This is a genomic window from Prevotella sp. 885 (genome assembly GCF_002265625.1).
GTDB lineage: Bacteria > Bacteroidota > Bacteroidia > Bacteroidales > Bacteroidaceae > Prevotella.
This window is the reverse complement of record NZ_NOVE01000035.1, coordinates 15,510-39,291: the sequence shown is the minus strand read 5'-3', so window position 1 is coordinate 39,291 and position 23,782 is coordinate 15,510. Positions and strand designations below refer to the sequence as shown.

18 protein-coding genes and 1 rRNA gene are annotated in these 23,782 nt (G+C 49.7%); 5 read left to right on the top strand and 14 right to left on the bottom strand.

Going from position 1 to position 23,782, the window contains the following annotated elements; genetic code table 11:
* The 5 genes from CHL74_RS10510 to CHL74_RS10490 form a co-directional block, all read right to left on the bottom strand.
* Positions 1-109: ribosomal RNA gene (locus CHL74_RS10510) — 16S ribosomal RNA — on the bottom strand; the annotation flags it as partial.
* Positions 110-538: 429 nt separating this feature from the next.
* Positions 539-1,489, bottom strand: coding sequence for a hypothetical protein (locus CHL74_RS10505; RefSeq protein WP_141241304.1), 951 nt, complete (start codon positions 1,487-1,489; stop codon positions 539-541).
* 49 nt (positions 1,490-1,538) lie between these two features.
* Positions 1,539-2,261, bottom strand: coding sequence for a hypothetical protein (locus CHL74_RS10500; RefSeq protein WP_094881107.1), 723 nt, complete (start codon positions 2,259-2,261; stop codon positions 1,539-1,541).
* Positions 2,258-2,752: an RNA polymerase sigma factor gene (locus CHL74_RS10495; protein ID WP_254923275.1), complete on the bottom strand. Its 495-nt coding sequence runs from the start codon at positions 2,750-2,752 to the stop codon at positions 2,258-2,260. Before CHL74_RS10495 ends, CHL74_RS10500 begins: the two co-directional genes overlap by 4 nt.
* Positions 2,753-2,837: 85 nt before the next feature.
* Positions 2,838-3,617, bottom strand: coding sequence for a GIN domain-containing protein (locus CHL74_RS10490; RefSeq protein ID WP_094881105.1), 780 nt, complete (start codon positions 3,615-3,617; stop codon positions 2,838-2,840).
* A 285-nt stretch (positions 3,618-3,902) separates the two neighbouring features.
* On the opposite strand from CHL74_RS10490, the gene CHL74_RS10485 reads away from it, so the two are divergent.
* From CHL74_RS10485 to CHL74_RS10465, 5 genes are all read left to right on the top strand, one after another.
* Positions 3,903-5,144 (top strand): L-serine ammonia-lyase, iron-sulfur-dependent, subunit alpha, encoded by a 1,242-nt coding sequence (locus tag CHL74_RS10485; protein ID WP_094881104.1) that lies wholly within the window; start codon positions 3,903-3,905, stop codon positions 5,142-5,144.
* Between the two features lie 13 nt (positions 5,145-5,157).
* Entirely contained in the window at positions 5,158-6,489 is a 1,332-nt protein-coding gene (gene ftsZ / locus CHL74_RS10480; RefSeq protein ID WP_094881103.1) for a cell division protein FtsZ, read from the top strand.
* Positions 6,490-6,756: 267 nt separating this feature from the next.
* Positions 6,757-7,680: an Rpn family recombination-promoting nuclease/putative transposase gene (locus CHL74_RS10475; RefSeq protein WP_094881102.1), complete on the top strand. Its 924-nt coding sequence runs from the start codon at positions 6,757-6,759 to the stop codon at positions 7,678-7,680.
* 907 nt (positions 7,681-8,587) lie between these two features.
* A complete protein-coding gene (locus tag CHL74_RS10470) occupies positions 8,588-13,099 on the top strand; it encodes a choice-of-anchor J domain-containing protein (RefSeq protein ID WP_141241303.1) in 4,512 nt (1,503 codons plus the stop codon).
* A 248-nt stretch (positions 13,100-13,347) separates the two neighbouring features.
* A complete protein-coding gene (locus tag CHL74_RS10465) occupies positions 13,348-14,634 on the top strand; it encodes an ATP-binding protein (RefSeq protein WP_094881100.1) in 1,287 nt (428 codons plus the stop codon).
* Here the strand turns inward: CHL74_RS10465 and menC are convergent.
* Genes menC through CHL74_RS10420 form a run of 9 tightly spaced genes read right to left on the bottom strand, consistent with a single transcriptional unit; the run spans position 14,631 to position 23,668 of the window.
* Positions 14,631-15,662: an o-succinylbenzoate synthase gene (gene menC, locus CHL74_RS10460; RefSeq protein ID WP_094881099.1), complete on the bottom strand. Its 1,032-nt coding sequence runs from the start codon at positions 15,660-15,662 to the stop codon at positions 14,631-14,633. The two genes, CHL74_RS10465 and menC, sit on opposite strands and share 4 nt — an antisense overlap.
* Before the next feature lie 12 nt (positions 15,663-15,674).
* Positions 15,675-16,502 carry a 1,4-dihydroxy-2-naphthoyl-CoA synthase gene (gene menB / locus CHL74_RS10455; RefSeq protein WP_094881098.1) on the bottom strand — a complete coding sequence of 276 codons (828 nt, stop codon included), beginning with the start codon at positions 16,500-16,502 and terminating at the stop codon, positions 15,675-15,677.
* A 56-nt stretch (positions 16,503-16,558) separates the two neighbouring features.
* Complete coding sequence (locus CHL74_RS10450; RefSeq protein ID WP_094881097.1) at positions 16,559-17,539, bottom strand: virulence RhuM family protein; 981 nt, start codon at positions 17,537-17,539, stop codon at positions 16,559-16,561.
* A 20-nt stretch (positions 17,540-17,559) separates the two neighbouring features.
* Entirely contained in the window at positions 17,560-19,233 is a 1,674-nt protein-coding gene (gene menD, locus CHL74_RS10445; protein WP_094881096.1) for a 2-succinyl-5-enolpyruvyl-6-hydroxy-3-cyclohexene-1-carboxylic-acid synthase, read from the bottom strand.
* 34 nt (positions 19,234-19,267) lie between these two features.
* Positions 19,268-20,344, bottom strand: a complete 1,077-nt coding sequence (locus tag CHL74_RS10440; protein WP_094881095.1) for a chorismate-binding protein — start codon at positions 20,342-20,344, stop codon at positions 19,268-19,270.
* 51 nt (positions 20,345-20,395) lie between these two features.
* Positions 20,396-20,812, bottom strand: coding sequence for a PaaI family thioesterase (locus tag CHL74_RS10435; RefSeq protein WP_094881094.1), 417 nt, complete (start codon positions 20,810-20,812; stop codon positions 20,396-20,398).
* Between the two features lie 40 nt (positions 20,813-20,852).
* Positions 20,853-21,902 carry a 3-dehydroquinate synthase gene (gene aroB / locus CHL74_RS10430; RefSeq protein ID WP_094881093.1) on the bottom strand — a complete coding sequence of 350 codons (1,050 nt, stop codon included), beginning with the start codon at positions 21,900-21,902 and terminating at the stop codon, positions 20,853-20,855.
* Between the two features lie 30 nt (positions 21,903-21,932).
* The gene (locus CHL74_RS10425; RefSeq protein ID WP_094881092.1) at positions 21,933-22,913 is read right to left on the bottom strand and encodes an AMP-binding protein; all 981 of its coding nucleotides are present in this window, start codon (positions 22,911-22,913) and stop codon (positions 21,933-21,935) included.
* 35 nt (positions 22,914-22,948) lie between these two features.
* Positions 22,949-23,668, bottom strand: coding sequence for an HAD family hydrolase (locus CHL74_RS10420; protein ID WP_176452232.1), 720 nt, complete (start codon positions 23,666-23,668; stop codon positions 22,949-22,951).
* Positions 23,669-23,782 lie beyond the last annotated feature (114 nt).

The following is a 23,782-nucleotide window of genomic DNA, read 5'->3' as shown; positions in this document are numbered from 1 at the left end:
CGCCGGTCGCCATCAACAATAGCAAGCTATCGTCATGCTGCCCCTCGACTTGCATGTGTTAAGCCTGTAGCTAGCGTTCATCCTGAGCCAGGATCAAACTCTACATTGTAAAATATCTTTTACCAACTCTTACCGAAGTAAGCGTTGCTTGTTTGTATCTGTTTCAGAATGCCTCGTTTATTCAAGTTTCTTAACCTTCAACTTAAAGTTGATGAATTAAACGGTTCGTAAATTACCCAAGAATCAGACTGCTCTGAATTCTTGCTTCTTGTACTACTTGTCTGTTTATGTAAATCTTTTCAAAGAACTCTTTCTTTATTTAACGCCTTCTTAACACAACCGTAACTCGTTTTACTTGAGGTTTCGTTTGTTCTCGAAAGCGTTTGCAAAGGTATAGCAAAAAAGTTAAACCCGCAAGACTTTCGACAAAAAAGTTTGCAAAAACTTATAGTTTTTAGGTTAAAATTGACCAAAGTCAAGCAAAAGAGCGTTTTTTAAGGGTATAAAGCACCAAAATGAAGGTTTGTTTGCTTATTTCCTATTTCTCCAGCGCAATCCTCGCCTCTTGCAGAACTCCGTCCAGGAAGCTGTCCGAGTTGACTTTCTTCAACGTATTCTTCATTTCATCGATGTTGGATATGCAGGTTTTCTTCTCGTTATCGGTGAGCAGTTTGTTATGCTCCTTACACAGACGCGCTATCTTCACCACTATACCGGTCTGCAGAGTCTTTGCATCGGCATCCTTTATGGCGTCGAGGAAAGCTACGCGCAGATTGCCGAACATGAGCATAAAGTCGATATCTGTCTTTACGTCATTCGTCACCTCAGACAATGGATGCGACTTTACAACTCTCACGTTGCCTTCGTCATCATACGTGGTTGTAGTCACCCTATTGTCATCGATGACAGTCTGCGTGCGCCGTGTCATACTCTTCGGCAGTGAATTGAATTTGAATTTTGAATTACCATCCAACTTCAACTCGTTGAGACGAGCCGGTATCACGCCATATATATGATAGTAATAACAATGATACTTGTTGTTCTCATTAAACCAGATAGCAAGATAAGCATGGCGGCGCATAGGGTCGGTAGCGTCCTTAAAGCACATACCATAATATATATGTGACTTGTGCGCACCGAGCTCTACGCTGTATTCATTGTTGGCTCCATAGGCGTAGATACGGTTATCTGTGAGCGAAGAACTGCAGCCCGGCTTCTTTATGAACACATCATAGGCATTCGCCTTTTCGAGAAGAAATTCTTTCTCTATTTGTGCGAACAACTTCTTCTTTTTAACTGGAATGGTGAATTCCGTGAACTTGCAATAGCTTGGAGCGCTATCCAGACAAACGACATTATAGTCGGTGTTTGCGAGAATCTCTACGGAAGGATCATGCAACACAATCCTGAAAACCTTTTCGATGTTACTCTGTGCGGAAGCCGCAAATGTCTGCAACATCAATATTGCCATTATTAAAATCTGTCTCATACATTATATATATTATAGGGTTTTGTTTTTATTCGATGTATTTCGTGGATTATTGTGTAATGCCATTGCCCGTGTCTTCTGCCTCTGACTCGTCAGCATCATACTCGTCTGCCTCAAACATCTCCATAGCCTGAAGCTCAAGCTGACCAATCTCTGCCGACTGATTTGCATTTATTGCATGCAGCAGAATGTCAGCCTGACGCACAGCCTTCTCTATATCGGCGCTGTCAGCAGGCATAGTTGCGTCCTTATCGGCATCAGCCACATACACCTTCGGCGGTCTTGGCTGCCAGTAAGAACGAAGCGCCTTACGCATACGCAGTTTCTCAGGCTGCTGCTTCACACTGTCTGCCACAACACGCTGCGGCTGTTCGGCTGAAATGCTGTCAGCAATAGAATCTGCCGGAATAAGCCTGCCTGTCTGCTGAGCCAACGGCTGGACTGACTGCGTATTGTCGGGAAGCAGCGCCGAAACAGCGAACACGAGCGAAGCCACAGCAGCAGCCGATGCCACCCACAGAGCAACCTTGCGAAGCGTGAAGCACTGCTTAGCATCAGCCGCAGCTTCCTCCTGTTGATCTTTAGCAACCGTTTCGGAAGCAAACATGCCGAACATCTCCTTATACGTTCTCCAGTCGTCGGCGGATATGGCGTCAGGACGGTCGGCATCAGTAGCCATACCGAAGAACTCAGCCAAGGCTGTTTCCTCTTCAACGGTGGTGGCGCCTTCCATATAACGCTTCAGAAGTGATATGATTTGTCGGTCTGTCATATTTTGTTCCTTTCCTTTATCTGTTTGAATAATTTTCGTCGTGCCGATGACAGCACAGTTGCCACAGAATCCTTACTGATACCCAATATTGCGGCAATCTGCTCATTGGTGCGGCGTTCTGTCTGGCGTAGGTGCATCACCTGCATCTCTCTCGGCGGCAACTGTTCGATGCGCAGCCTTAGCCATTGCTCGTCCTCCTTCCATTCTAGTTGGCTTTCTGGAGTGGCGCCGTCCGGCTCCTGCTGCAGCAGCCAGGATGTGTGCGCCTCATCACCGCTTATGCTCGTCTGGCGTCTCCGTCGCAACATATCGATGGCCACATTGCGGGCGACGACGGCGGCAAGACGAGCGGCATGGGCTGTGTCGCGGAGAGAGTCGTGCACAGCCCACAGCCTAAGCATCGCATCGCTTGCCGCATCGTCCGCGTCATCGGCACACGCAAGATAGCGACGGGCATAGCCTTGGGCTATGTTGCGCAGTTGTGGCGACATCTGTTCAAACTGTAGTTGGTCCACGGTTGTAGATATTCGTTAGCTATATTCTATTTTTACAAGCATTAGCGTCGGGGCGACATCCTTACGGACGAGCGTTGATAACGCCGTCGGGTGAGTCCTGTCTGCGCGAATTATAAGTATTGCCTACATTCACATTACGTCCCAAATCAATCAGCTTATCGTACTTCAACATACTGTCGTTCAGAGTGCCCGACCCAATCACCGTATTCTTGTAGCTGCCAACCTTACCCGAAACGGAAATACATCCAGACCCCGTAAGCACACAATTCAAGTTATCTGCCTTGCCAATCCGACTGGTGATTGTGCCCGAACCGTTCATCGTCAGTCCCACATAATCAGCCTTCACATCATCGATAAAAATTCTGCCCGAACCAGCATTGTTAAAGTTAGCATGGTCGGCTACGACTTGACTCACGGCAATCTTGCCCGAACCAGCCTGATTGAACGTAACAGCCGTCGACTTCATCTTGCCTACAACAAGCTGTCCGCTGCCAGCAATATTAAACACACTCACGTCCGGCGCCTTTACCTCTAAAATAACATCACACTTCTTCGACGACTCTGAAGTATCGACATACACATTGCCTATCATATTGCCTGTCTTCGAGATATTCAGATCAGAGCCGTTGCTACCTACCTTAATCTGATTGAAAGCGGCAGCATCGCCCACAAGACAAACTTCATACGAGTTGCCTTGCTCATAGACAACCTCAACACTGCCCATAACGTTAATCACGTTGAAAGGTTTTACGTCCAATTTCTTCTTGCTCTTCTCTGTTCCGTACACCGACGTGGCAATCATAAACATCGCTGCCGTCAACATCAAAACAAACTTTCTCATAAGATTATCTCCTTTTAAATCTGATTACACATTATATATATGTATAAGAGAGCACCGAACCCATGGCTTCAGTTCTCAGTCCCTTCTATAAACAATAACGTAAAGACGTGAATTTCTAAATATCCCCAAATCGTATTTAACATATATTTAACATTTGAGAATTAATAAAAAATCAATTTGAACAGAACAAGCAAGACTTTGCTTTGCAGCTATCAATTATTTATATTAACTTTGTAAACAACAACATACTAATTCGGTTTTATTTAAAACTCTTACACACAAACAATGAAATCATTAAAAGAGCTATACAGAATAGGTAAGGGTCCTTCGAGCAGTCATACGATGGGTCCTCAGAAAGCAGCACAAACATTCGCTTCGCACAACAAAGATGCGGCAGCCTTTGAGGTGACGCTATACGGCAGCCTTGCAGCCACGGGCAGAGGTCACATGACTGACGTTGCCATTGACGAAGTGCTGCGCCCTATTGCTCCGTTGCGCATCGAGTGGCAGCCCCGCGTGTTCCTGCCCTTCCATCCCAACGGCATGAAGTTCGTGGCGTTCGACAAGGACAAGAACAAGACGAACGAATGGATATGCTACAGCGTCGGTGGCGGTGCCCTTTCCGAAGGTGAGAACAGCCGTTGGCTCAACAACCTGCGCAATGTGTATCAGAAGAACACCCTCACCGACATCCAGCAATGGTGCGAAGAGAACGGCAGAGGATATTGGGAGTACGTCAACGAGTGTGAGGAAGAGGATATCTGGGACTATCTTATGGAGGTGTGGCGTGCCATGCAGGAGAGCGTGGAGCGTGGCATCGACCATGAGGGAGCGCTCCCCGGTCCGCTCAACCTGCCGCGCAAGGGTCCTATCTATTACGTGAAGGCAAGCGGATACAAGCAGTCGCTCCAGTCACGCGCCCTGGTTTACGCCTACGCCCTCTCCGTCAGCGAGGAGAATGCGTCCGGCGGCACCATAGTGACAGCGCCCACCTGTGGATCGTGCGGCGTCCTGCCCGCCGTGCTCTATCACCTGGCGAAGGGACATAAATTCAGCGACATCCGCATCCTGCACGCCTTGGCCACTGCCGGCATCTTCGGCAACGTTGTTAAGACCAACGCATCCATATCTGGCGCCGACGTAGGTTGTCAGGGCGAGGTGGGCGTAGCCTGCGCCATGGCATCAGCCGCAGCCTGCCAGCTGTTCGGCGGCAGCCCGTCGCAGATTGAGTATGCAGCGGAGATGGGACTGGAACACCACCTCGGCATGACCTGCGACCCCGTTTGCGGTCTCGTCCAGATTCCCTGCATCGAGCGCAACGCCTTCGCAGCCACACGCGCCCTTGATGCCAACCTGTACGCTTCCTTCTCTGACGGCACACACACCGTATCGTTCGACCGCGTGGTGAAGGTGATGAAGCAGACAGGCCATGACCTCCCGTCGCTCTATAAGGAGACGAGCGAGGGCGGACTTGCAAGAGCGTACGAGATGCACCTCAAGCATAAAAAAGAAAACAAGAAAATCTAAAACACAAGCATAAATGGATACAGACAATGAAATAACAGACATAGCACCACTTGTCGACTTTGCCAGCAAAGTGGAAGACAAGTCGAAGAACATCATTAAGGTTGTCGGAGTAGGCGGCGGCGGATGTAACGCCGTCGGCAACATGTACAAGGAAGGTATCGTCAATGTTACGTTCGCCGTCTGTAACACTGACACACAGGCACTTGCCAAGTCGGAAGTGCCTGTGAAGATTCCTCTCGGCGAACTCGGAGCCGGCGGCGATCCGTCTGTCGGCCTTGAAGAAGCACGCAAACACACGGACGAGATAAAGCAAATGCTCAGCGACGGCACGAAGATGGTGTTCGTGACAGCGGGCATGGGAGGCGGAACCGGAACCGGTGCCGCCCCGTTCATCGCAGGCATAGCCAAGTCGATGGGTCTGCTGACCATCGGCGTGGTCACCATCCCCTTCTTCTTCGAGAAGCGTCTGAAAATCATAAAGGCGCTGAAGGGTGTGGAAGAGATGCGCAAGAACGTGGACGCGCTGCTCGTCATCAACAACGAACGCATCTGCGACATCTACGCCAACTCGGACATGAGCGTGAAGGAATCGTTCAAGCATGCCGACCAGATACTGTGCGACGCCACGAAGAGCATCTCAGAACTTATCACCATCAACGGCACCATCAACCTTGACTTCCGCGACATCGAGACCACAATGCGCGGTGGCGGTGGTGCGATAATGGCGATAGGACGTGCCTCGGGCGAGCTGCGTGTGGAGAAAGCCATCATTGACGCCCTGGACTCTCCCCTACTCTACGGCAACAACATCTCACGCGCCAAGCGACTCCTCTTCAACATCTACACCAGCGAGAAGCATCCGTTGCTCGTGAAGGAGATGAAGGAGGTTGACTCGTTCATGGACGCCCTCAATCCGAACATCGAAGTGATAAACGGCATCAGCGACGACAACTCACTGGACGCTGACGCCAAGGTAACGATTCTTGCCACCGGTTTCGATGATGACTTCGAGACGGAGAAGGTGCCAAAGGACGCTATCGGCAGCGACGAATACTTCAACAACCTCGTAGCCAAGCTATATAAACCCTACAAGAAGAAGTCGTGGTCGATAAATACTGACGCCTTCAAGGATGAGGAGCCAGCCTCATCAGACGCAAAGAAGGAGAACGAGACAAAAACGGAGATGCCGCCTCTGCACATCATAACCGAAAATCCGGAGAACGACAAGCAAGACGACATCCACGAGTCTCACGAAAGCCCTCAAAGACCTCACCACACCCCATCGTTCCTCGACCGAGCAAAGAACATTCTGGAAAAACAGATTACGTCGCTGATGCAGGATTAGCAAAAATTGCCGTTTTTTATCCATTATACTACATCGTAGTGGATAAAAAACGGCTTTTTTATCCACTACAGCGTAATAATTGGATAAAAAGAGGGAAATAAACAAGGACGGATACAACATCAAGGTTGTGCCATTCATCAAGTTTTCAGCAGCTTACTAACAGAGATATGGCTTTGATAAGGCATGTATAAATTATTTTCAACTGCCGACGTTGGTTTATTAACGAAAATGCAGTAAATTTGCTGATGGAATAACAAATACAGCATTATGACAGAAAAATACATAAATCCACATACAGATTTTGGCTTTAAGCGCTTGTTTGGCTCTGAGTTTAATAAGGATTTGCTTATAAGCTTCCTGAATGCTATGTTTCATGGCGAGCAGAACGTACAGGATGTCACGTATCTTAACTCCGAGCAACTTGGCGACCGTTCAGATGCCCGTCGTGCCATCTTCGATGTATATTGCGAGAACGACAAGGGCGAGAAGTTCATTGTGGAGATGCAGAACGTATACCAAGAGTTCTTCAAGGACCGAACAATCTATTATTCCACGTTTCCTATTCGTGAACAGGCGCAGCGTGGAGGTGATTGGGACTTCCATCTCAACCCAGTATACACAATAGGCTTGCTGAACTTCAATTTTGCTGATGGTCTTGAGAATGCTAAGCGCTGGCACCATGAAGTGAAGTTGATGGAGGTGGATACACACGAGGTATTCTATGACAAGCTTACATACATATACGTAGAGATACCTAAGTTTGATAAAAAAGAGAACGAACTTGTCACTATGTATGACAAGTGGATGTACATACTGAAAAATCTCTCCAAATTAATGCAGCGTCCTGCCGCATTGCAGGAGCGTGTCTTCACCCGTCTTTTCGAGCAAGCAGAGATAGCCAAGTTTAACAAACAGGAACTGAAGCTATATGAAGACAGCGTCAATGCCTACCGCGATATAGTCAATGCCATAAGAACGGCAGAGAAGAAGAAATTTGCAGAAGGACGCGCAGAAGGTATAGCGGAAGGACGTGCGAAGGCGTGCGAAGGACGTGCGGAAGGACGTGCAGAAGGTCGTGCGGAAGGTATTGTGGAAGTTGCGAAAAAAATGCTTGACAATGGTATGTCTGCTGATATTGTTGCAGAAATGACAGGATTATCACTTGAGGAGGTATCTAGTTTGAAGCATTAAACAAAAACTTTACATCAGGTCTCAAGAGAACCATTTTCCAACACAGACCTGATGTAAATCATTAGGATTGAGTTGCACAGAATTATGATTTATAGCTATCCGTCATAATTCAGACCTCACTCATGAAGACAATGGCAGGAAAAGCATGCAAATATCGTACAAAGAGTAAAAACTTGTTACAAAGCAAAAATCAATTATAGAGTTCCGGTTTGCTGTTTTTACGGTGTTTTGCTGTGCAAACAGCACCCGAGCTTAACAATAGCGCCACTTTTACAGTCCAATAGTGCCACTATTAGAGTGTAAAAGTGGCGCTATTGCATGATAAAAGTGGCCCTATTAGAGTGTAAAAGTGGCACTATTGCACCCAATGATGCTTGTTTTGCTCCGTAATTCATTGCACACTTCTCTTCTCAGCAGCATAATCAGCTGTATGTCAGCATACTATCGCTGCACGCTCAAAACTCAAGAATTTCGCACCAAAGATTTTGTTGTGCGCCGAGCTCATAGTATTGAGCATTAGAAATGCAAATATTGTCATGGTAAATGTTAGTAACGGCTGGTTGTAATGCCAATGTAATTAATAACAAACCTTTTTTCCTGACTCTTTTTTAAGAGCCAATTGAGCTTTAAAGCAGCGTATAAATTACGAATTACCACTATTACCACATAATTAACTTACGATTTCGTATTTTGTTCTATTTCTCATACTATTTCTGATATTTACAACCACGATTAGCATTAATTCAAAGAAAAGCACTACAAAATACTTCTATTTAACATTTATTACACATAAATAATCATTATATATAAACATAATCGTTAAATTTGCCATCGTTTTTTCATTAATCAACCAAATCCGAACTTTATGAAAAAAAGGCAGCTATTTGTTTTCTTAATGTTGCTATTTGTGACATTAGGAATGTTTGCGACGGGAGTTTCAAACAAACAGTTCACACGAACCACTGGCAAGAACCCCGCAAAGGTTGCAGTACAAACCAGTACGGACGACTTCAGCAAACTGATGATTTACAAACGTCTTTACAAGAAAGACAAGGCACAGACTTTTGGCAAGCTTTATCCTGCACTCACCGCCGATGCCATTGCACAGCGCATGGGAAAGAAAAAAGCAAAAGCTGACAACAAAAATCTGTTGACCGTCAACGGATGTATGGTGGCAAACTCGACATGGGGTAATAATACACAGTACGGCATGTACTCGTTCACCGCACCAGAATACACCTCAACTCTGCTCAAACAGGAAGAAGAATTGTTACCTAACGGTGGCGGCGTGCTCGTTGGCGACACCTACTACCTCACTTACTTCTACTCTTACTACGGCTACAACTTCGTGTATTTTGAGAGATACAACGCCGAGACATGGGAATTTTTAGGCGACACAAGCACCTCTATGCAGGATGTTGCCACTGACCTTACATACGACCCGATAACAGAAAACGTTTACGGTTTCTTCGTAAGCGACAATGGAAAGGACTATGTATGGGGAACACTTGACCTTAATACCGGCAAGCGAACACAACTTGCAAACACCGACAACCCGATGATAGCCATTGCGGCAAGCAACGAAGGCATCATCTATGGCATCGACTGCAATGCCAACCTTTACACAATCAACAAGGACAACGGTGACCAGACACTTGTAGGACCCACCGGTCTGGATATTGACGTTATTACACAAAGTGCAACGTTCGACTCTCGCAAGAACGAGATGTACTGGTCAGCTTGCCTCAAGAACGGCGCCACCGGTCTCTATAAGGTGAACACCTCTACAGGCCAAGCCACAGAATATGTGAGCTTCCCCGACCAAGAACAATATACAGGCATCTTCATCAAGGCTCCATTGGCAGAAGACGGAGCACCTGCAGCTGTGGCAGCAATTAACGCAGACTTCAAGAACGGTAGCTGTACTGGCACAATAAGCTTCACCGCTCCTACCACCACATTCGCTGGAGGCACTCTGAAAGGCGAACTCACCTACGACATTAAAGCTAACGGCAAGAGCGTGGCTACTGGCAAGACAACTGCCGGAGCTACAGTAAACAAGGAAGTGACATTGCCTGGCGGCGTTACCAAGATCAGCGTCACCACAGCCAATGCCGAAGGCAACAGCCCTGCCACAGTGGTGGAGATGTTTATCGGCAAGGACGCTCCAACAGCAGTGGAGAACCTTAAAATTGAAATCACCGACCGCGACAACGGCAAGGTGAAACTAACATGGACAGCTCCTACGACTACTGCCAACGGTGGCTATCTTGACACCGAGGCTATGAGATACAAGGTGGTGAGAAACAGTGACGGCACTGTCGTTGCCAACAACCTAAGCACTTGTGAATTTACCGAAAATCTCGGCACTGAAACACTGAGCCAGTACAGCTACACCGTGACTCCTTATGTGGGCGAACTGGTAGGAGCTGCAGCCACATCCAACAGCATAAAACTGGGCACCCACTGCTTAGTGCCTTACATCGAGACCTTCGACAGCAAGGAAGCGCTTGACAACTTCACCATCATAGACGGATACGACGACGGCTATACATGGGCTTTCCGCGACGGATGGGACATGGCACAGAGCCGATACTCTTTCAAGAATCCTATGGACGAGTGGCTCATCACTCCTCCTATCTATCTTCAGAAGGGCAAACTCTATAAGCTCACATTCACATCTTCATCAAAGCGCGTTTATCCCGACCGTCTCGAGGTGAAGATGGGTCAGGGCACAGCCATCGAAGATATGGTGACAACTCTGGTTAAGGACACATTGTATAAGACAGACGAATATATTCCCGACGTGGTTTACGACTTCGACATCGACGTGAAGGTGGAGAAAGACGGCGACTATCATATTGGTTTCCACGCTATGGCAGAGCCACAGATGTCTGACCTTCGACTCGATGATATTAGTCTGACTTATGTTTCGGAGCTTGGATGTCCGCAGCGCGTTACCAATCTCACTGCCACCGCAGGTGAGAAGGGAGCGCTCAACGCCACTATCAGCTTTACTACACCTACCAAGACTTTCGAAGGCGACAATCTCAGCTCGCTGACAAAGGCTGAGATCTACAAGGACGACAAGCTGGTGGGCACCATCGAGAATCCTGGTATAGGACAGCAAGTGTCTAAGGTTGTGGAGGCAGATCAGGGTATGAACGAATACAAGGTTTACACATGCAACGAAAACGGCAAGAGCCTCGACTCTAAGGTATCGGTATATTGCGGCGTGAGCAAACCGGCTCAGGTGAACAACGTAGTGCTGAAAGAAGAGGGCGCATACCCCGTAATCAGATGGGAGGCTCCTACCGTAGGAGATGACGGCGGATATATTGACCCGTCGAAACTCACCTATACCGTCCTGCGCGGCAACGACCAGACCATCGTGGCATCCAACATCACCGAAACTTCGTTCACCGATAAAGAGATGGACGGACAGATTCTGCAGGTCTACCTCGTCTACGCATCCAATGCGGCAGGTATGAGTAAGGCTACCTACTCTAACTATATCGTAGTAGGCAACGGACGCTACAATGTTCCGTTCCGCGAGTCGTTCGCCAACGCAACAATCACTCAGCAGCCTTGGAGCAACACTTCTACTGGCTCAAGCAGCTGGTGGCTGACCAAGGACGCAGCTAACGTAAAGACTTATGACGGTGACGACGGAATGATATACTTCCAGGGTGAAGCTGCAAACGAAACCGGCTCTATCTTCAGCGGTAAGATATCATTGGCTAACACATCGAAGCCCACACTCGTAACCTACGTCTACTATGATGAAAGCATGAAGTTCGACATCAAGCTCAGAATCATGGGTACAACAGATTACGTAGACTTTAAGACTCTGAAGGAGATTGACTACAACAACTTCGATGGCGAAATAGGATGGAACAAGATTGTTGTGCCACTCGACGAGTTCAAGGACAAGCCTTGGATGGCAGTGGCTTACGACGCGACAACGGGTGCCGAGAATTTCCAGCATAGCATCTTCATTGACAACGTGAACGTCATTGACAACCATGACTGCAACATTACTGCAACTGGTTTCCAGGGTCCTGCAAGTATGCTGGCTGGCAATACTGAAGACTTCAGCTTAACATGGCGCAACGACGGCACGATGACTGCCGACAACTACACCGTGGAGCTCTATCAGAACGGTAAGCTGACACAGCAGATGGAAGGCAAGGCTATTGAGCCGGGTGAGAGCATGAGCACAATATTCCACGTTCTGGCTGACGCGTCTATGCCTGAGAACAATGAGTTCTACGCATACATCAACTACGATGCTGACGAGTATCTCGACAACAACACCACCAAGACACTGAAGACAACAGTCAGCACATGCGACTATCCGACAGCGACCAACGTAAGCGGAAAATACACAGACGGAATAGTACTGACATGGGATAAGCCTGCTGCCGAGCAGAAGCTTCAGCCGGTAACAGAGGACTTCGAGAGCTACGAGCCATTCATCATCGACAATATCGGCAACTGGAAATTGTATGATGCCGACGGCAATCCTACATATGCTATCCAGTATAAGGGCACTGCCATACAATACCAGAACGTCACCAAGCCTATGGCATGGCAGGTATTCAATGCAAAAGAAGCAGGTCTTGACCTGGAAACCACAGGCTACGACATCTTCATGGCACACTCCTGCGATCAGGCATTGGGATCATTCAGCTCAGAAAGCGGCGCAACCGACAACTGGCTTATCTCTCCGAAGCTCAGCGGCGAGGCACAGCTTATCACATTCTACGTGAGAACCACAGTGCCCAACTTCGGATTTGAGACTTTCGAGGTGCTCACTTCTACAACTGACGACGACGCTAAGAGCTTCACTAAGGTAGAAAACATCGACGGAAACGCTCCTTATGAGTGGACAAAGATTTCGTTCGCTGTTCCTGCCGGAACCAACTACTTCGCTATCCGCGGCACTTCTAACCAGTGTCTGCTCATGCTGGTAGACGATATTACCTATATCCCTGCAGGCGGTGAAACGGCAGAACTCAATGTTGTAGGTTACAATGTATACCGCGACGGTATGAAGCTCAACGCTACTCCTATCACCAAGACCACCTACACTGACGCTGTTGAGCCTAATACGACATACAAGTATCAGGTTGCGGTCGTTTACGAGGAAGGCGAGTCAATGCTCTCTGCTCCTTGCGTGATCACCACAACCACAACAGGAATCAGCACAGCAACCGACAGCGGCATCAGCATCGAGGCACGCAACGGCAAGATTACTGTCAACAACTGCGCTGGCAAGTACGTCAATATCTACAACACCGCCGGTAGTGCTGTCTACAGTGGCATGAAGTTTACACAGAGCGTATCGGTAAATGTTGCTAACGGCGCATACGTGGTAGAGTGCGACGGCAAGACAAAGAAGGTTATTGTGAAGTAATAACAGCATAAACTTTATCAAAAAAGCGGCTATAGACCGTCCCTTTAACGCAGGGCGTCTATAGCCGTTTTTTGTGTTTTATAAGATGGCGTAGCTAAATGCAAATGACGTTATACAGCGATTTATCTACTGGCAATAGATAAATTCACTGGTTTTTATCTACTGGCAATAGATAAATTCATACATATTTATTTGGTGGCAATAGATAAATTATATATTTTTGCGGATAATAACATAAATAAGCGGGTATGCAAAAAGAGATATTCAAGACACTTATCAAAGACGGACAAGCAGACATACAGGATGTTGAGCTATACCAGAGGTCGTTTGATTTTGAGCCTCAAGGACGTTATGTGCTTGTCGGAATAAGACAGGCAGGCAAGTCTTATCTGCTTTATCAACGTGCCAAACAATTTCTCAAGGAAGGTCATGACATCAAGGAGATTGTATACATCAACTTTGATGACGAACGACTATTGGGGATGAAGGCGGAAGATTTCGACCTGATATTGCAGGCGTACAGCACAATGTATAACTATAAACCGATACTCTTCTTCGACGAAATACAGAACGTGGAGGGATGGGAACATTTTGCACGTAGACTGGCTAACCATAAATATATGGTGTTCATAACCGGATCGAACGCAAAAATGCTGAGCCGTGACATCGCCACAACATTAGGGGCACGATACTTTGACGAAAAGGTTTTTCCTTATTCGTTTAATGAATATCTGGAGGCAAACAACGTTATACTGGAGAAAGACTGGTTGTATGGTAAACAAAAGAATCAGGTGGGACAGTATTTCGCAGAATATTTCAAGTGGGGCGGATTCCCTGAACTATTGCTGTATCGCAACAAGCGGCATTGGCTGAACGGACTGTACGACAAGATTGTGCTTGGTGACATCATTCAACGTAACAACATAAAGAATGATCATGCTTTGCGACTGGCGGTAAAACGACTGGCAGAAAACATCATGCAACCTACTGCCTATAACCGCCTCGCCAATATGGTGAAGAGCGCAGGAGTGTCCACCAACACGTCTTCTATAATAGAATATGTACAGTATGTGAAGGAGGCATGCCTGATGTTCACACTTGACAACTACGCATCAAAGTTTGCCGAAAAGGAGACATCAAAAAAACATTACTTTACGGACAATGGACTACTAAGCGTTTTCCTGACCGAAAACTATGCTCCATTGCTGGAAAATCTGTGTGCCATAACATTATACAAACAGTATAACAAGGATGCCGGTACACCTCGTCTTTACTATTACAATCGTAATGTGGAAGTAGATTTCTTCGTTCCGGATGAGTGTGTAGCAATACAGGCTTCCTATAGCATAAATGACCACGAGACCCGCAGAAGAGAAACTACGGCTCTCGTGGCTCTAAACAAACTCTATCCTCTTAAAAAAGCTCTCGTCGTAACTTACGACGAGGAAGAGGTGATAGAGATGGACGGACTGACAATAGAGGTGGTACCTGTATGGAAATGGCTGTTATGTGACAGTAACACAGATAAATGCTAACACCTCCAGATTTTCTCTCCCTTTATCTTCAGCGGCATCTCCACGTTGTCCGTGAACAGCTGTCCGGTGCCGAGGCCTTGCGGCATTTTTATGTCGGGGCCGTAGATGTCGGCGGCAAGCTGTGCAACGGCGTTAAGACCTACGTTGCTTTCGAGGGCACTGGTCATCCATGAGCCGATGCCTCGCTCGGCTGCCATGCTTATCCATTCCCTTGCTCCACTCATTCCGCCATGTAATGATGGCTTGAGGATGATGTATTGGGGACGGATGGTGTCGAGCAGTTCCTCCTTCATGCCGGGGAGGTTTACGCCGATAAGCTCTTCGTCGAGGGCTATGGGGATGGGCGTTTCGCGACATAATGCAGCCATGTCACGCCACTGGTGCTGACGGATGGGCTGTTCGATGGAATGGATGTCGTAACGGGCGAGCTGCTCCAGGCGTTGCGGAGCCTGTGCTGGAGAGAAACCGCCATTGGCGTCTACGCGCAACTCTATCTGATCCTTCGTGAATGCCTCACGGATATGGCGGACAAGCGACAACTCGTGGTTGAAGTCAATGGCTCCGATCTTCAGCTTCACGCAGCGAAATCCGTCACGCATCTTCGCCTCAAGACGCTCAAGCATCTCATCGAAGCTTCCCATCCACACCAGTCCGTTGATGGTGATGCCTTCTTCGCCGCGTGTAAACGGCGTGTCGAAGAGCGTGCCCTTGCCTCCGTTCTGGAGGTCGAGCAGGGCCGTCTCAAGACCGAAGAGCATGGAGGGGTAAGGGCGGAGCATATCTGCTGGCACACGTCCCATCGTCTCCACCATGCCACACAGCGAACGCAAGGTGCGCTCATAGTCGGGACGGGCGTCGCAACTGAGGTCGGGGAGCGGGGCACACTCTCCCACTCCGCTCACGCCGGGACGCTCCGTATCGGTGACGGTGAGAAACCATGACTGGCGTGTGGTGTAGATGCCGCGCGACGTTCCAGCGGGTTGCTTGAAGTGGAACGTACGCGGCTCGATGTCTATCTTATAGCTCATAAGGTGTGACGGTTAGGGCAGTTTGGGGTATTTGCTGAAGTCGGGCTTGCGCTTCTCAAGGAACGCACGGCCTCCCTCCTGTGCCTCGTCGAGCATGTAATAGAGCATGGTGGCGTCGCCGGCAAGTTCCTGTATGCCAGCCTGTCCGTCGAGCTCGGCATTGAGACCAGCCTTTATCATACGAAGGGCAAGCGGCGAGCGCTCCATCATGGTCTGCGCCCACTCCACGCAGGTGTCCTCAAGCTGATCGAAGGGCACCACCTTGTTCACCATTCCCATACGCTCTGCCTCGATGGCGCTATACTGACGGCACATGAACCATATCTCGCGTGCCTTCTTCTGACCGACGATGCGGGCGAGATAGCTGGCACCGAAACCGGCATCGAAGGATCCTACCTTAGGTCCGGTCTGACCGAAGATGGCGTTGTCGCTGGCGATGGTGAGGTCGCACATAAGGTGGAGGACATGTCCGCCACCGATGGCGTAACCGTTGACCATGGCGATGACGGGCTTCGGCAGGGAGCGTATCTGCTTCTGCACGTCGAGGACGTTAAGGCGTGGTACGCCGTCGTCGCCGACATAGCCGCCGCGTCCCTTCACATGCATGTCGCCACCAGAGCAGAACGCCTTGTCGCCGGCTCCGGTAAGGATGACAACGCTGATGCGCTGCGCCTCACGACACCAAGCGAATGCCTGCGACATCTCCCACGTGGTGCGAGGGGTGAAGGCATTACGATAACGAGGACGGTTGATGGTGATCTTGGCGATGCCATCATATTCCTCAAACAGGATTTCCTTAAAGTCAAAGCCCTCCACGGGCACCCAATTTCTTTTTTCCATATTGTTGTAAGTTGATTGTTATTGTTGTTGTTTAGACAGTAAGACAGGTAGACAAGTTATTTGTCCTTTAATTGCTTAATAGCCTTGTCAAAATCACTTTCCAGCATACGCATCTCACGTTCTCTATAAATCTCGAATTCTCGTTCAGCCTTCTCTATGGCTTCCTTATGCGAAATACTGCCATTCCCTTCCAATATATTCTTGCGAAGGCGCAGAATTTGATCATCAAGTGCAGCAATCCAATCCGCCATCCGCATCGGGGTCTGCTCTAAGGCTTGAAATTCTGCAAAATCGAGAAACTGCGAAGTCAAAAGATTCAAACGCTGCAGCTCCAATTCTGTCAGATAATTCTTAGCTATCTTCACATCATCGCGAGTTACATAATTACCCTTAAAATTGGTCATACCAACGAATGGCTTTTCATTATCCACTCGTTCATATATCAATTCTGCAGCAGTATGTTCGTGTACTGCATAGTGCATTTTGTTCTGTACAGAAGCAAAGAACATTTTTGTCATCTTTGCCCGAGGATCATAATCTACTGATGTTGCATATATATCCGTCACCTGCTGATAGAAATTACGTTCACTACTACGAATATCACGAATCCTCTGTAGTAACTCTCTAAAATAACGATTTCCACCTTGCTTCAATCTCTCATCGTCCATTGCAAATCCTTTTTGGATATACTCATGCAAACGCTCAGTTGCCCATCGGCGGAAATGTACAGCCACAGGAGATTGTACTCTATAACCAAGGGCGATAATCATGTCAAGATTATAATGGTCTATCTCACGTTTTACCTGACGAGAGCCTTCCTGACGAACTAACAAGAATTTCTTGTGAGTTGCCTCATCAATAAGTTCCTGGTCAGCATAGATACTCTTAATATGCTGACTGACATTCTGTTGTGTGGTGGCATATATTTGAGCTAATTGCTCTTGTGTCAACCATACATCCTCATCAGCAAAGCGCACATTTACAGATACCTTGCCATTATTATCTTTGAACAGTATGAGCTTATTCTCCTTTTCCATATATATATTCGATATAGCAATTATTCAGCAATATAAAAATCAAAAGTCGCTTTAGCATCCGCTTCTGCTTCGGTAAACACCTCCAGCAGCAGGGGGCGGTCAGTCTGGCGCGTCAGCAGCGTCACAATGCCGATTTGTGCCTCCTGCATGTTCTTTGCGGATAGATAGCCGATGTCGTTCTGGGTGCAGATGCCCTGAGCCGTTGTCTCGTGCGTGGCTGCCACCAAGTCGTCAGCAGCCGGGCTGTCCTTCAGACCCGGCAGAGAGCGGAAGATGCCACCCGTGCGGTTGTTGAGGAGAAGGATGCGCAGATTGCCGTTAAGGTTTCGGTTCCACAGCGCATTCTGGTCGTAGAAGAAGCTGAGGTCTCCGATTACGCAGACCGTCAGTCCCGTCGAGGCAAGCGAGAAGCCGGCAGCGGTGGACAGCGAACCTTCGATGCCGTTCACACCACGATTGCACCATACGTAGTGGTTGGCGTGGATGCAGGCAAGGCGAATGGCGGAGCTGTTGGCGTAATGTACGAAGATGTCCATGTCAAGGTCGTCGAGCTGTTCCTCGAAATACCTCACCACCGCCATCTGCGAAAATGCGGGATCATACTCGGAAGCACGATCAGCGCACTCGTCGAGCAAGAGCTTCCAGCGCTCGTAAAAGCCTCTCTCATCCTTCGCCGGAGTCTCCGTCAACGCGTCCAGCAAGCTGCTGACATCGCCGTAAGGACATTCCACGATGTCCGTGAGCGTCATCAACGGGTCGTGCGGTTCAAGGGCGTTTGGCGTAACAAGACATGACGGAGTACCGATGCTGCGCAGCCAACGACGCGTGGCCTTGCTCACGATGGTGTCACCGAGATAGACGATGTAGTCGGGACGGTAGCTGCGTGCCTCATCAGCAGACATGCCGGAGATACGTTTCACCGCCTCATCGAAGTGGACATTCGTGCCCGATGTGTTGGAGAGCGGTTCGGCGAACACCACGTAACGCTCCATCAGACGCTCCAGCTTCCGACCGTCAAACACACCAGCCGGCATCTGACCTATGACGATAAGCGGACGTTCTGCCTTGGCAATGCGGGCTGTGAAAGCCTCGAAAGCATAAGGCAGACGGCGTTCCTCCGTCATCATTGTCCATCGTTCCACCTTCGGCAACGCCTCCACATCGAAGGTAAAGAGCGGTTCCGTGATGGGCACATTGATGTGCACGGAAGCCGGCTGACGATAAGTGGCGAGGAAGAGAGCCTCGTTGACAAGGCGGCGGCAGTACCATCGCTCCTCGTCGTTATGCGGTTCAGGCAGTTGCACGGCACGTCTCACAAAGCGTCCGAGAGCGTCAGGCTGAGGAAGCGTCTGTCCGTCGAGCTGGTCAATCCATTGTGCGGGGCGGTCGGCAGACACCACGATAAGCGGCACGTGCTGATAATAAGCCTCAGCCACGGCAGGCATCACATTGAGCAACGCCGAACCCGATGTCACGCACACCACCACAGGACGATGCGTGGCCTGAGCCATACCCAGAGCATAGAAGCCCGCCGAACGCTCGTCCGTGACCGGGCGGCACGTTATACGGTCACACTCATTAAGGTTATGCACAATCGGGGCATTGCGACTACCGGGGCACACCACAGCATCCGTCACACCATACTCGACAAGCAGAGCTGTGAGAAGGTTTACGTTTTCCTTGTTACAAAACATCAACTTATTAATCTTATATCTTGAACTTTAACTCTTATTTCTTGAACGTTTGTCTCATTGTATTCATCTTCGCCTCCGTCTCGTCCCATTCTGTCTGGCACGAACTTTCCTTCAGGAGGCCGCCGCCAGCATAGAGCGTAAAGCGCCGCGGCGAGGCATTCTCATCGCTAACGTCTTCCATGCGCATACATCTCAGAGTGACGAACAGACTGGTCTCGCCGTCTGGATTGAGAATGCCGGAGAATCCGCTGTAATAAAGGCGCGGCAACGACTCGTTACGCAGAATAAAGTCGCGTGACGTGTCCTTAGGGATGCCACATACGGCAGGCGTGGGATGGAGGGCGTTGAGCAGATTGCCAAGCACGTCCATCGAGTAAGGCTTGAAGGTGATGTCGGAGCGCAGATGCACCAGGTCGCCAGCCCTCGCCGTGGACGGACCCTTCACGGAGAAATCGTCAGAGAAATGCTCCACACACTCCGTGATGTACGTCTCGACGTAATGCTGCTCCTGTCGGTTTTTCGTGCTCCAGTGGATGTCAGCCTCAGAGACGCTGCCCCCTTCCGTATCGAAAGACAGCTGGTCCTCAGTGAGGCGCATCGTGCCGGCAAGCGCCATCGTCCTCATCTCGTCACGCCTACCGCGAACGAGCACCTCTGGAGTGGCAACGAGCCACGTGCCGCTGCGTTCCGTGGAAAAGAGAGCCACAAACATGCGCGGATAACGACGGCAAGCCCTTGCGAAAAGCGTAAGGGGCGACACGTCCTCCGTGGCGGTAAGTCGGGCGCTGCGGGCAAGGACAATCTTGCTGAACGTCCCGTCACGCAGCTGCGCATGGAAATTCTCGAAGTCGATGGCATAGCTCTCCTGTTCTTTGGCGAAGTCGGCATCCACAAGAGACGCCTCCGCCATCGTATCGGCTGGCAGCTCCATCGGCTCCCACTCCACGTCAAGCAGAAGTATGGGGCAATCGTCCGACGGGGCGAACGGGGCGATGACAAAGCCGCGACGCCCGTTGAGTTCGGCAAGCGAAGCCAATTCCTCAGGCTCCTTTCTCATCACGCCACGAAACACCTGCTGGGTATGAGGCAGACGGTAATAAACGAAGTTCATCTGTTTCAATACAATTAGTTATTGAACTTGCAAAAGTTCAGTAAGTTAGCTTTATTTGTTAGGTTTGTTCATCACGAAGTTAGTAACTTCCACCGACGAAATCAGTTCGCCAGCCTTATTCGTGATGTCGATATGCCACTGGTGCAGCGTCTTTCCACGATGGAGGAGATGCGCTGTGGCTGTGACGGTATCGCCCTCCATGACAGCCTTTACATGGCTGCCGCTGACATTGATGCCCACACAGATCTTGTCCGGGCATAACGCCATAGAGCCGACACCGGCAAGGTTCTCGGCAAGCGCCAACGAGGCACCGCCACTAAGAAATCCGAACACCTGACGATTCTTCTCGTCCACCTTCATCTTCGCCTGACAGGTGTCGGGCTCGGGGGTTGAGATAAATTCCATACCAAGTGTGTTGGACAATCCGTCAAGATGCAGACGGGTTTCCTTTATTTTCTCTAAATCCATTGTTGTATATATGTAGAGTTTAAATATTGTTCATACTATATTACCCTTCCCTGATGAAGTCGAGCGCTTCCTTTATCTCTTCCTCGCTGCCAGTCTGATTGAGCTTTACGTCGCCGATGTTGGCGAGGAGCGAGAAGTTGATGATGCCTGACGTATTCTTCTTGTCGTGCTTCATTAATTCGAGGAGCTTGGGATAGTCATCGCAGGTGATGGCGGGGGTGCCGTAAGCCTCACGGATGAAGCGTGCTGTCTGGCGCAGACGGTCGACGGGGAACGCGGTCTTGCATACGCTAAGATAAAGCTCGCCCACCAATCCGTACGCCACGGCATATCCGTGGAGCATCGGTCTGCCCTGCTCCATGGCGAACGACTCGATGGCGTGACCGATGGTATGTCCGAGATTGAGAGCCTTGCGCAGTCCCTTCTCATGCGGATCCTGCTGAACGATGCGCTCCTTAACGGCTATAGACTCGCCCACCATGCGCTGCAACTGTGAGAAGTCGGGATTATGAAGACTGAAGCCTACAAGTTCTGCCCACATCCGCTCGTCATTGATAAGACCGTGCTTGAGCATTTCGGCATAGCCGGAGCAAAGGTTAGGCATATCGAGAGTGTCGAGGAAGAGCGTGCTGATGATAACAAAGCGTGCATCAGCAAACACACCAATCTCGTTCTTCAGTCCATTGAAGTTGACACCTGTCTTGCCGCCAACCGACGCGTCAACCATTGCGAGGAGCGTTGTGGGGATGTTGATGAAGTCGATGCCGCGCTTGAAGGTGGCAGCAGCGAATCCTCCAAGATCCGTCACCATGCCTCCACCCAGATTGATAAGCAGCGAATGGCGGGTGGCTCCACCCTTGCTGAGCGCGTCCCAGACGAGAGCCAATGATTCGAGGTTCTTGTTAGTGTCGGTGGCGGGAATGGTGATGAGCGTCACTTCCTGCATGCAGCGCATACTGCTGAGCTTAGGCCAGCAAAGACGCTTCGTGGTCTCGTCGGTAAGAACAAAGACGCGGTCGTGCTGACATTCCGAAATGGCAACAACAAGGCTGCGCTCCAGATTTTCCGATATCACAATATTCTGTTTCATAATAAGGCTCCTTTCTTTTTAATGTTGTTGTTATTCCGCCGCTACATCTGCCGCTATGCGCATCATCTCGGCGCGTGCCGGTTTGCCTGTGGCGGTGAGTGGTATGGCAGGAACGGAGATATAGGCGTAGGGCTGTTCGTATCGGGAGAGATATTCCTGGCACAATGTCCGCATCGCCTCCATGTCGTCGGTGACAGCCAGAAGCACAACCGTCTCGCCGAACTTGGGATGTGGTCGCTTCGTTATGGCAAACTCCACGTCGGTGTGTTGCCTAAGCTTCTCCTCCATCTCCTCTATCTGTAGCTTGATGCCACCGCTGCATATCACGTTGTCGCGACGTCCACGAATGCGGAAGCGGCGTCCGTCAGAGTCAATCTCGACGATGTCGTTAGTGACCAGTGGCTGGGCGCATACCTCCGGCGCATCAATGACAAGGCATCCGTCGGCGTTGGTGCTGACGCATACACTGGCGAATGGCGTATACCATGAGCTGGCTTCAGGACCGCTGAGTCGGCGAAGTGCTATGTGCGACAGCGTTTCGGTCATGCCGTATGTGCTCCACACTGCATTGGGAAACTCACGCAACAGCTTCGCCATATCGTCGCTGACAGCTCCACCTCCGATGATAAGGTGGCGAATCTGACGTAGCACACGTAGTTCTTCGTGCACCTGCATACTGTTATACACCTGCATCGGCACCATAGCAGCAAACACAGGTGCCTCCGTTATGCCCTGAAGCGGATGACCCGACGGCTTGACGCAGACCAGCTTCAGACGGCGGACGATGCTGCGCACCACCACCATCTTGCCCGCAATGAAGTCGAGCGGCATGCAGAGCAGAGCTGTATCTCCGGGCTGCAGACCAAGGAAGTCGCAGGTGATGCGTGCCGATGCCTCCATGCGACGCTTCTCCACGGTCATCGGTTTCGGCTTGCCCGTCGAACCGCTCGTGTGGACAACAAGCGTCGGCGAAGCACTCTCCCACTCGGAAAGAAATTCGTTTAGGGTCATTTTATAAAGCAATTATGGGGTTAAATCCTATGAGATTAGATAAACTGCTCCCACTGGTCGCAGAGTTCCGTGATGCGCTGCAGTACGATGTTGGCGCCCTGGTCAGCAAGAGCAGCGTCAGGCAGCGGACCGCTGTTTATGCCTACCGTGAAGATTCGGGCAGCCACACCGGCACGAACTCCCAACGGAGCGTTCTCCACGACGATGCCCTGCCACGGCTGCAGGTTGCCAGCCTTGCGCAGACCCATCAGATAAGGGTCGGGATTGGGCTTGCCGCGCTCCACGTCGTAAGCCGTTACGATATGGTCTTCGGTGAGGAAACCGTCAAAGTCGTTAAGCAGTCGCTTGAAGAGCGGGCGCTGTCCGCTTCCCGTCACCACGCCGATGGTAATGCCAGCATCCTTTATCTTCTGCATAAGCGGAAGGACACCGGGGAAGATTTCAGCCACCGGCATGTGATGGAAAATCTCCGTCTTGACGTCATACATGCGCTGCGCCTCCTCCGGCGTTATCTCCTTGCCCTGCTGCATGCGGACATAATGGCGGATGGTGTCGACGCCGCGTGCTCCTTCCGTGGCATACGAGTCGTCGGCAGTGAAGTGGATGCCGAACTGGCTCATCGCCTCCTGCCATGCCACAGCATGATTGGGCATGGAGTTATAGAGCACTCCGTCCATGTCGAAGAGCACCACACGAGGAGCAAACTCCGTGAAGGAATTGGCTTCCAGATAGTGTTTTATAGCTTCTTTTATCATCTTGTTGTTTCCGTATTTTTGTCAGTCCCATAGACCGACAATAGGACTCACAGGCCTCATTCACAAGGTCTGTAAGTCCTATTTGATATATTAATGTGAGGAAATCAATGTTTC

Bases quoted from the DNA above. Each gene is read 5' to 3' on its own strand.
- CHL74_RS10505 (WP_141241304.1), bottom strand. From the start codon at position 1,489: ATGAGACAGATTTTAATAATGGCAATATTGATGTTGCAGACATTTGCG.
- CHL74_RS10500 (WP_094881107.1), bottom strand. From the start codon at position 2,261: ATGACAGACCGACAAATCATATCACTTCTGAAGCGTTATATGGAAGGC.
- CHL74_RS10495 (WP_254923275.1), bottom strand. From the start codon at position 2,752: ATGTCGCCACAACTGCGCAACATAGCCCAAGGCTATGCCCGTCGCTAT.
- CHL74_RS10490 (WP_094881105.1), bottom strand. From the start codon at position 3,617: ATGAGAAAGTTTGTTTTGATGTTGACGGCAGCGATGTTTATGATTGCC.
- CHL74_RS10485 (WP_094881104.1), top strand. From the start codon at position 3,903: ATGAAATCATTAAAAGAGCTATACAGAATAGGTAAGGGTCCTTCGAGC.
- ftsZ (WP_094881103.1), top strand. From the start codon at position 5,158: ATGGATACAGACAATGAAATAACAGACATAGCACCACTTGTCGACTTT.
- CHL74_RS10475 (WP_094881102.1), top strand. From the start codon at position 6,757: ATGACAGAAAAATACATAAATCCACATACAGATTTTGGCTTTAAGCGC.
- CHL74_RS10465 (WP_094881100.1), top strand. From the start codon at position 13,348: ATGCAAAAAGAGATATTCAAGACACTTATCAAAGACGGACAAGCAGAC.
- menC (WP_094881099.1), bottom strand. From the start codon at position 15,662: ATGAGCTATAAGATAGACATCGAGCCGCGTACGTTCCACTTCAAGCAA.
- menB (WP_094881098.1), bottom strand. From the start codon at position 16,502: ATGGAAAAAAGAAATTGGGTGCCCGTGGAGGGCTTTGACTTTAAGGAA.
- CHL74_RS10450 (WP_094881097.1), bottom strand. From the start codon at position 17,539: ATGGAAAAGGAGAATAAGCTCATACTGTTCAAAGATAATAATGGCAAG.
- menD (WP_094881096.1), bottom strand. From the start codon at position 19,233: ATGTTTTGTAACAAGGAAAACGTAAACCTTCTCACAGCTCTGCTTGTC.
- CHL74_RS10440 (WP_094881095.1), bottom strand. From the start codon at position 20,344: ATGAACTTCGTTTATTACCGTCTGCCTCATACCCAGCAGGTGTTTCGT.
- CHL74_RS10435 (WP_094881094.1), bottom strand. From the start codon at position 20,812: ATGGATTTAGAGAAAATAAAGGAAACCCGTCTGCATCTTGACGGATTG.
- aroB (WP_094881093.1), bottom strand. From the start codon at position 21,902: ATGAAACAGAATATTGTGATATCGGAAAATCTGGAGCGCAGCCTTGTT.
- CHL74_RS10425 (WP_094881092.1), bottom strand. From the start codon at position 22,913: ATGACCCTAAACGAATTTCTTTCCGAGTGGGAGAGTGCTTCGCCGACG.
- CHL74_RS10420 (WP_176452232.1), bottom strand. From the start codon at position 23,668: ATGATAAAAGAAGCTATAAAACACTATCTGGAAGCCAATTCCTTCACG.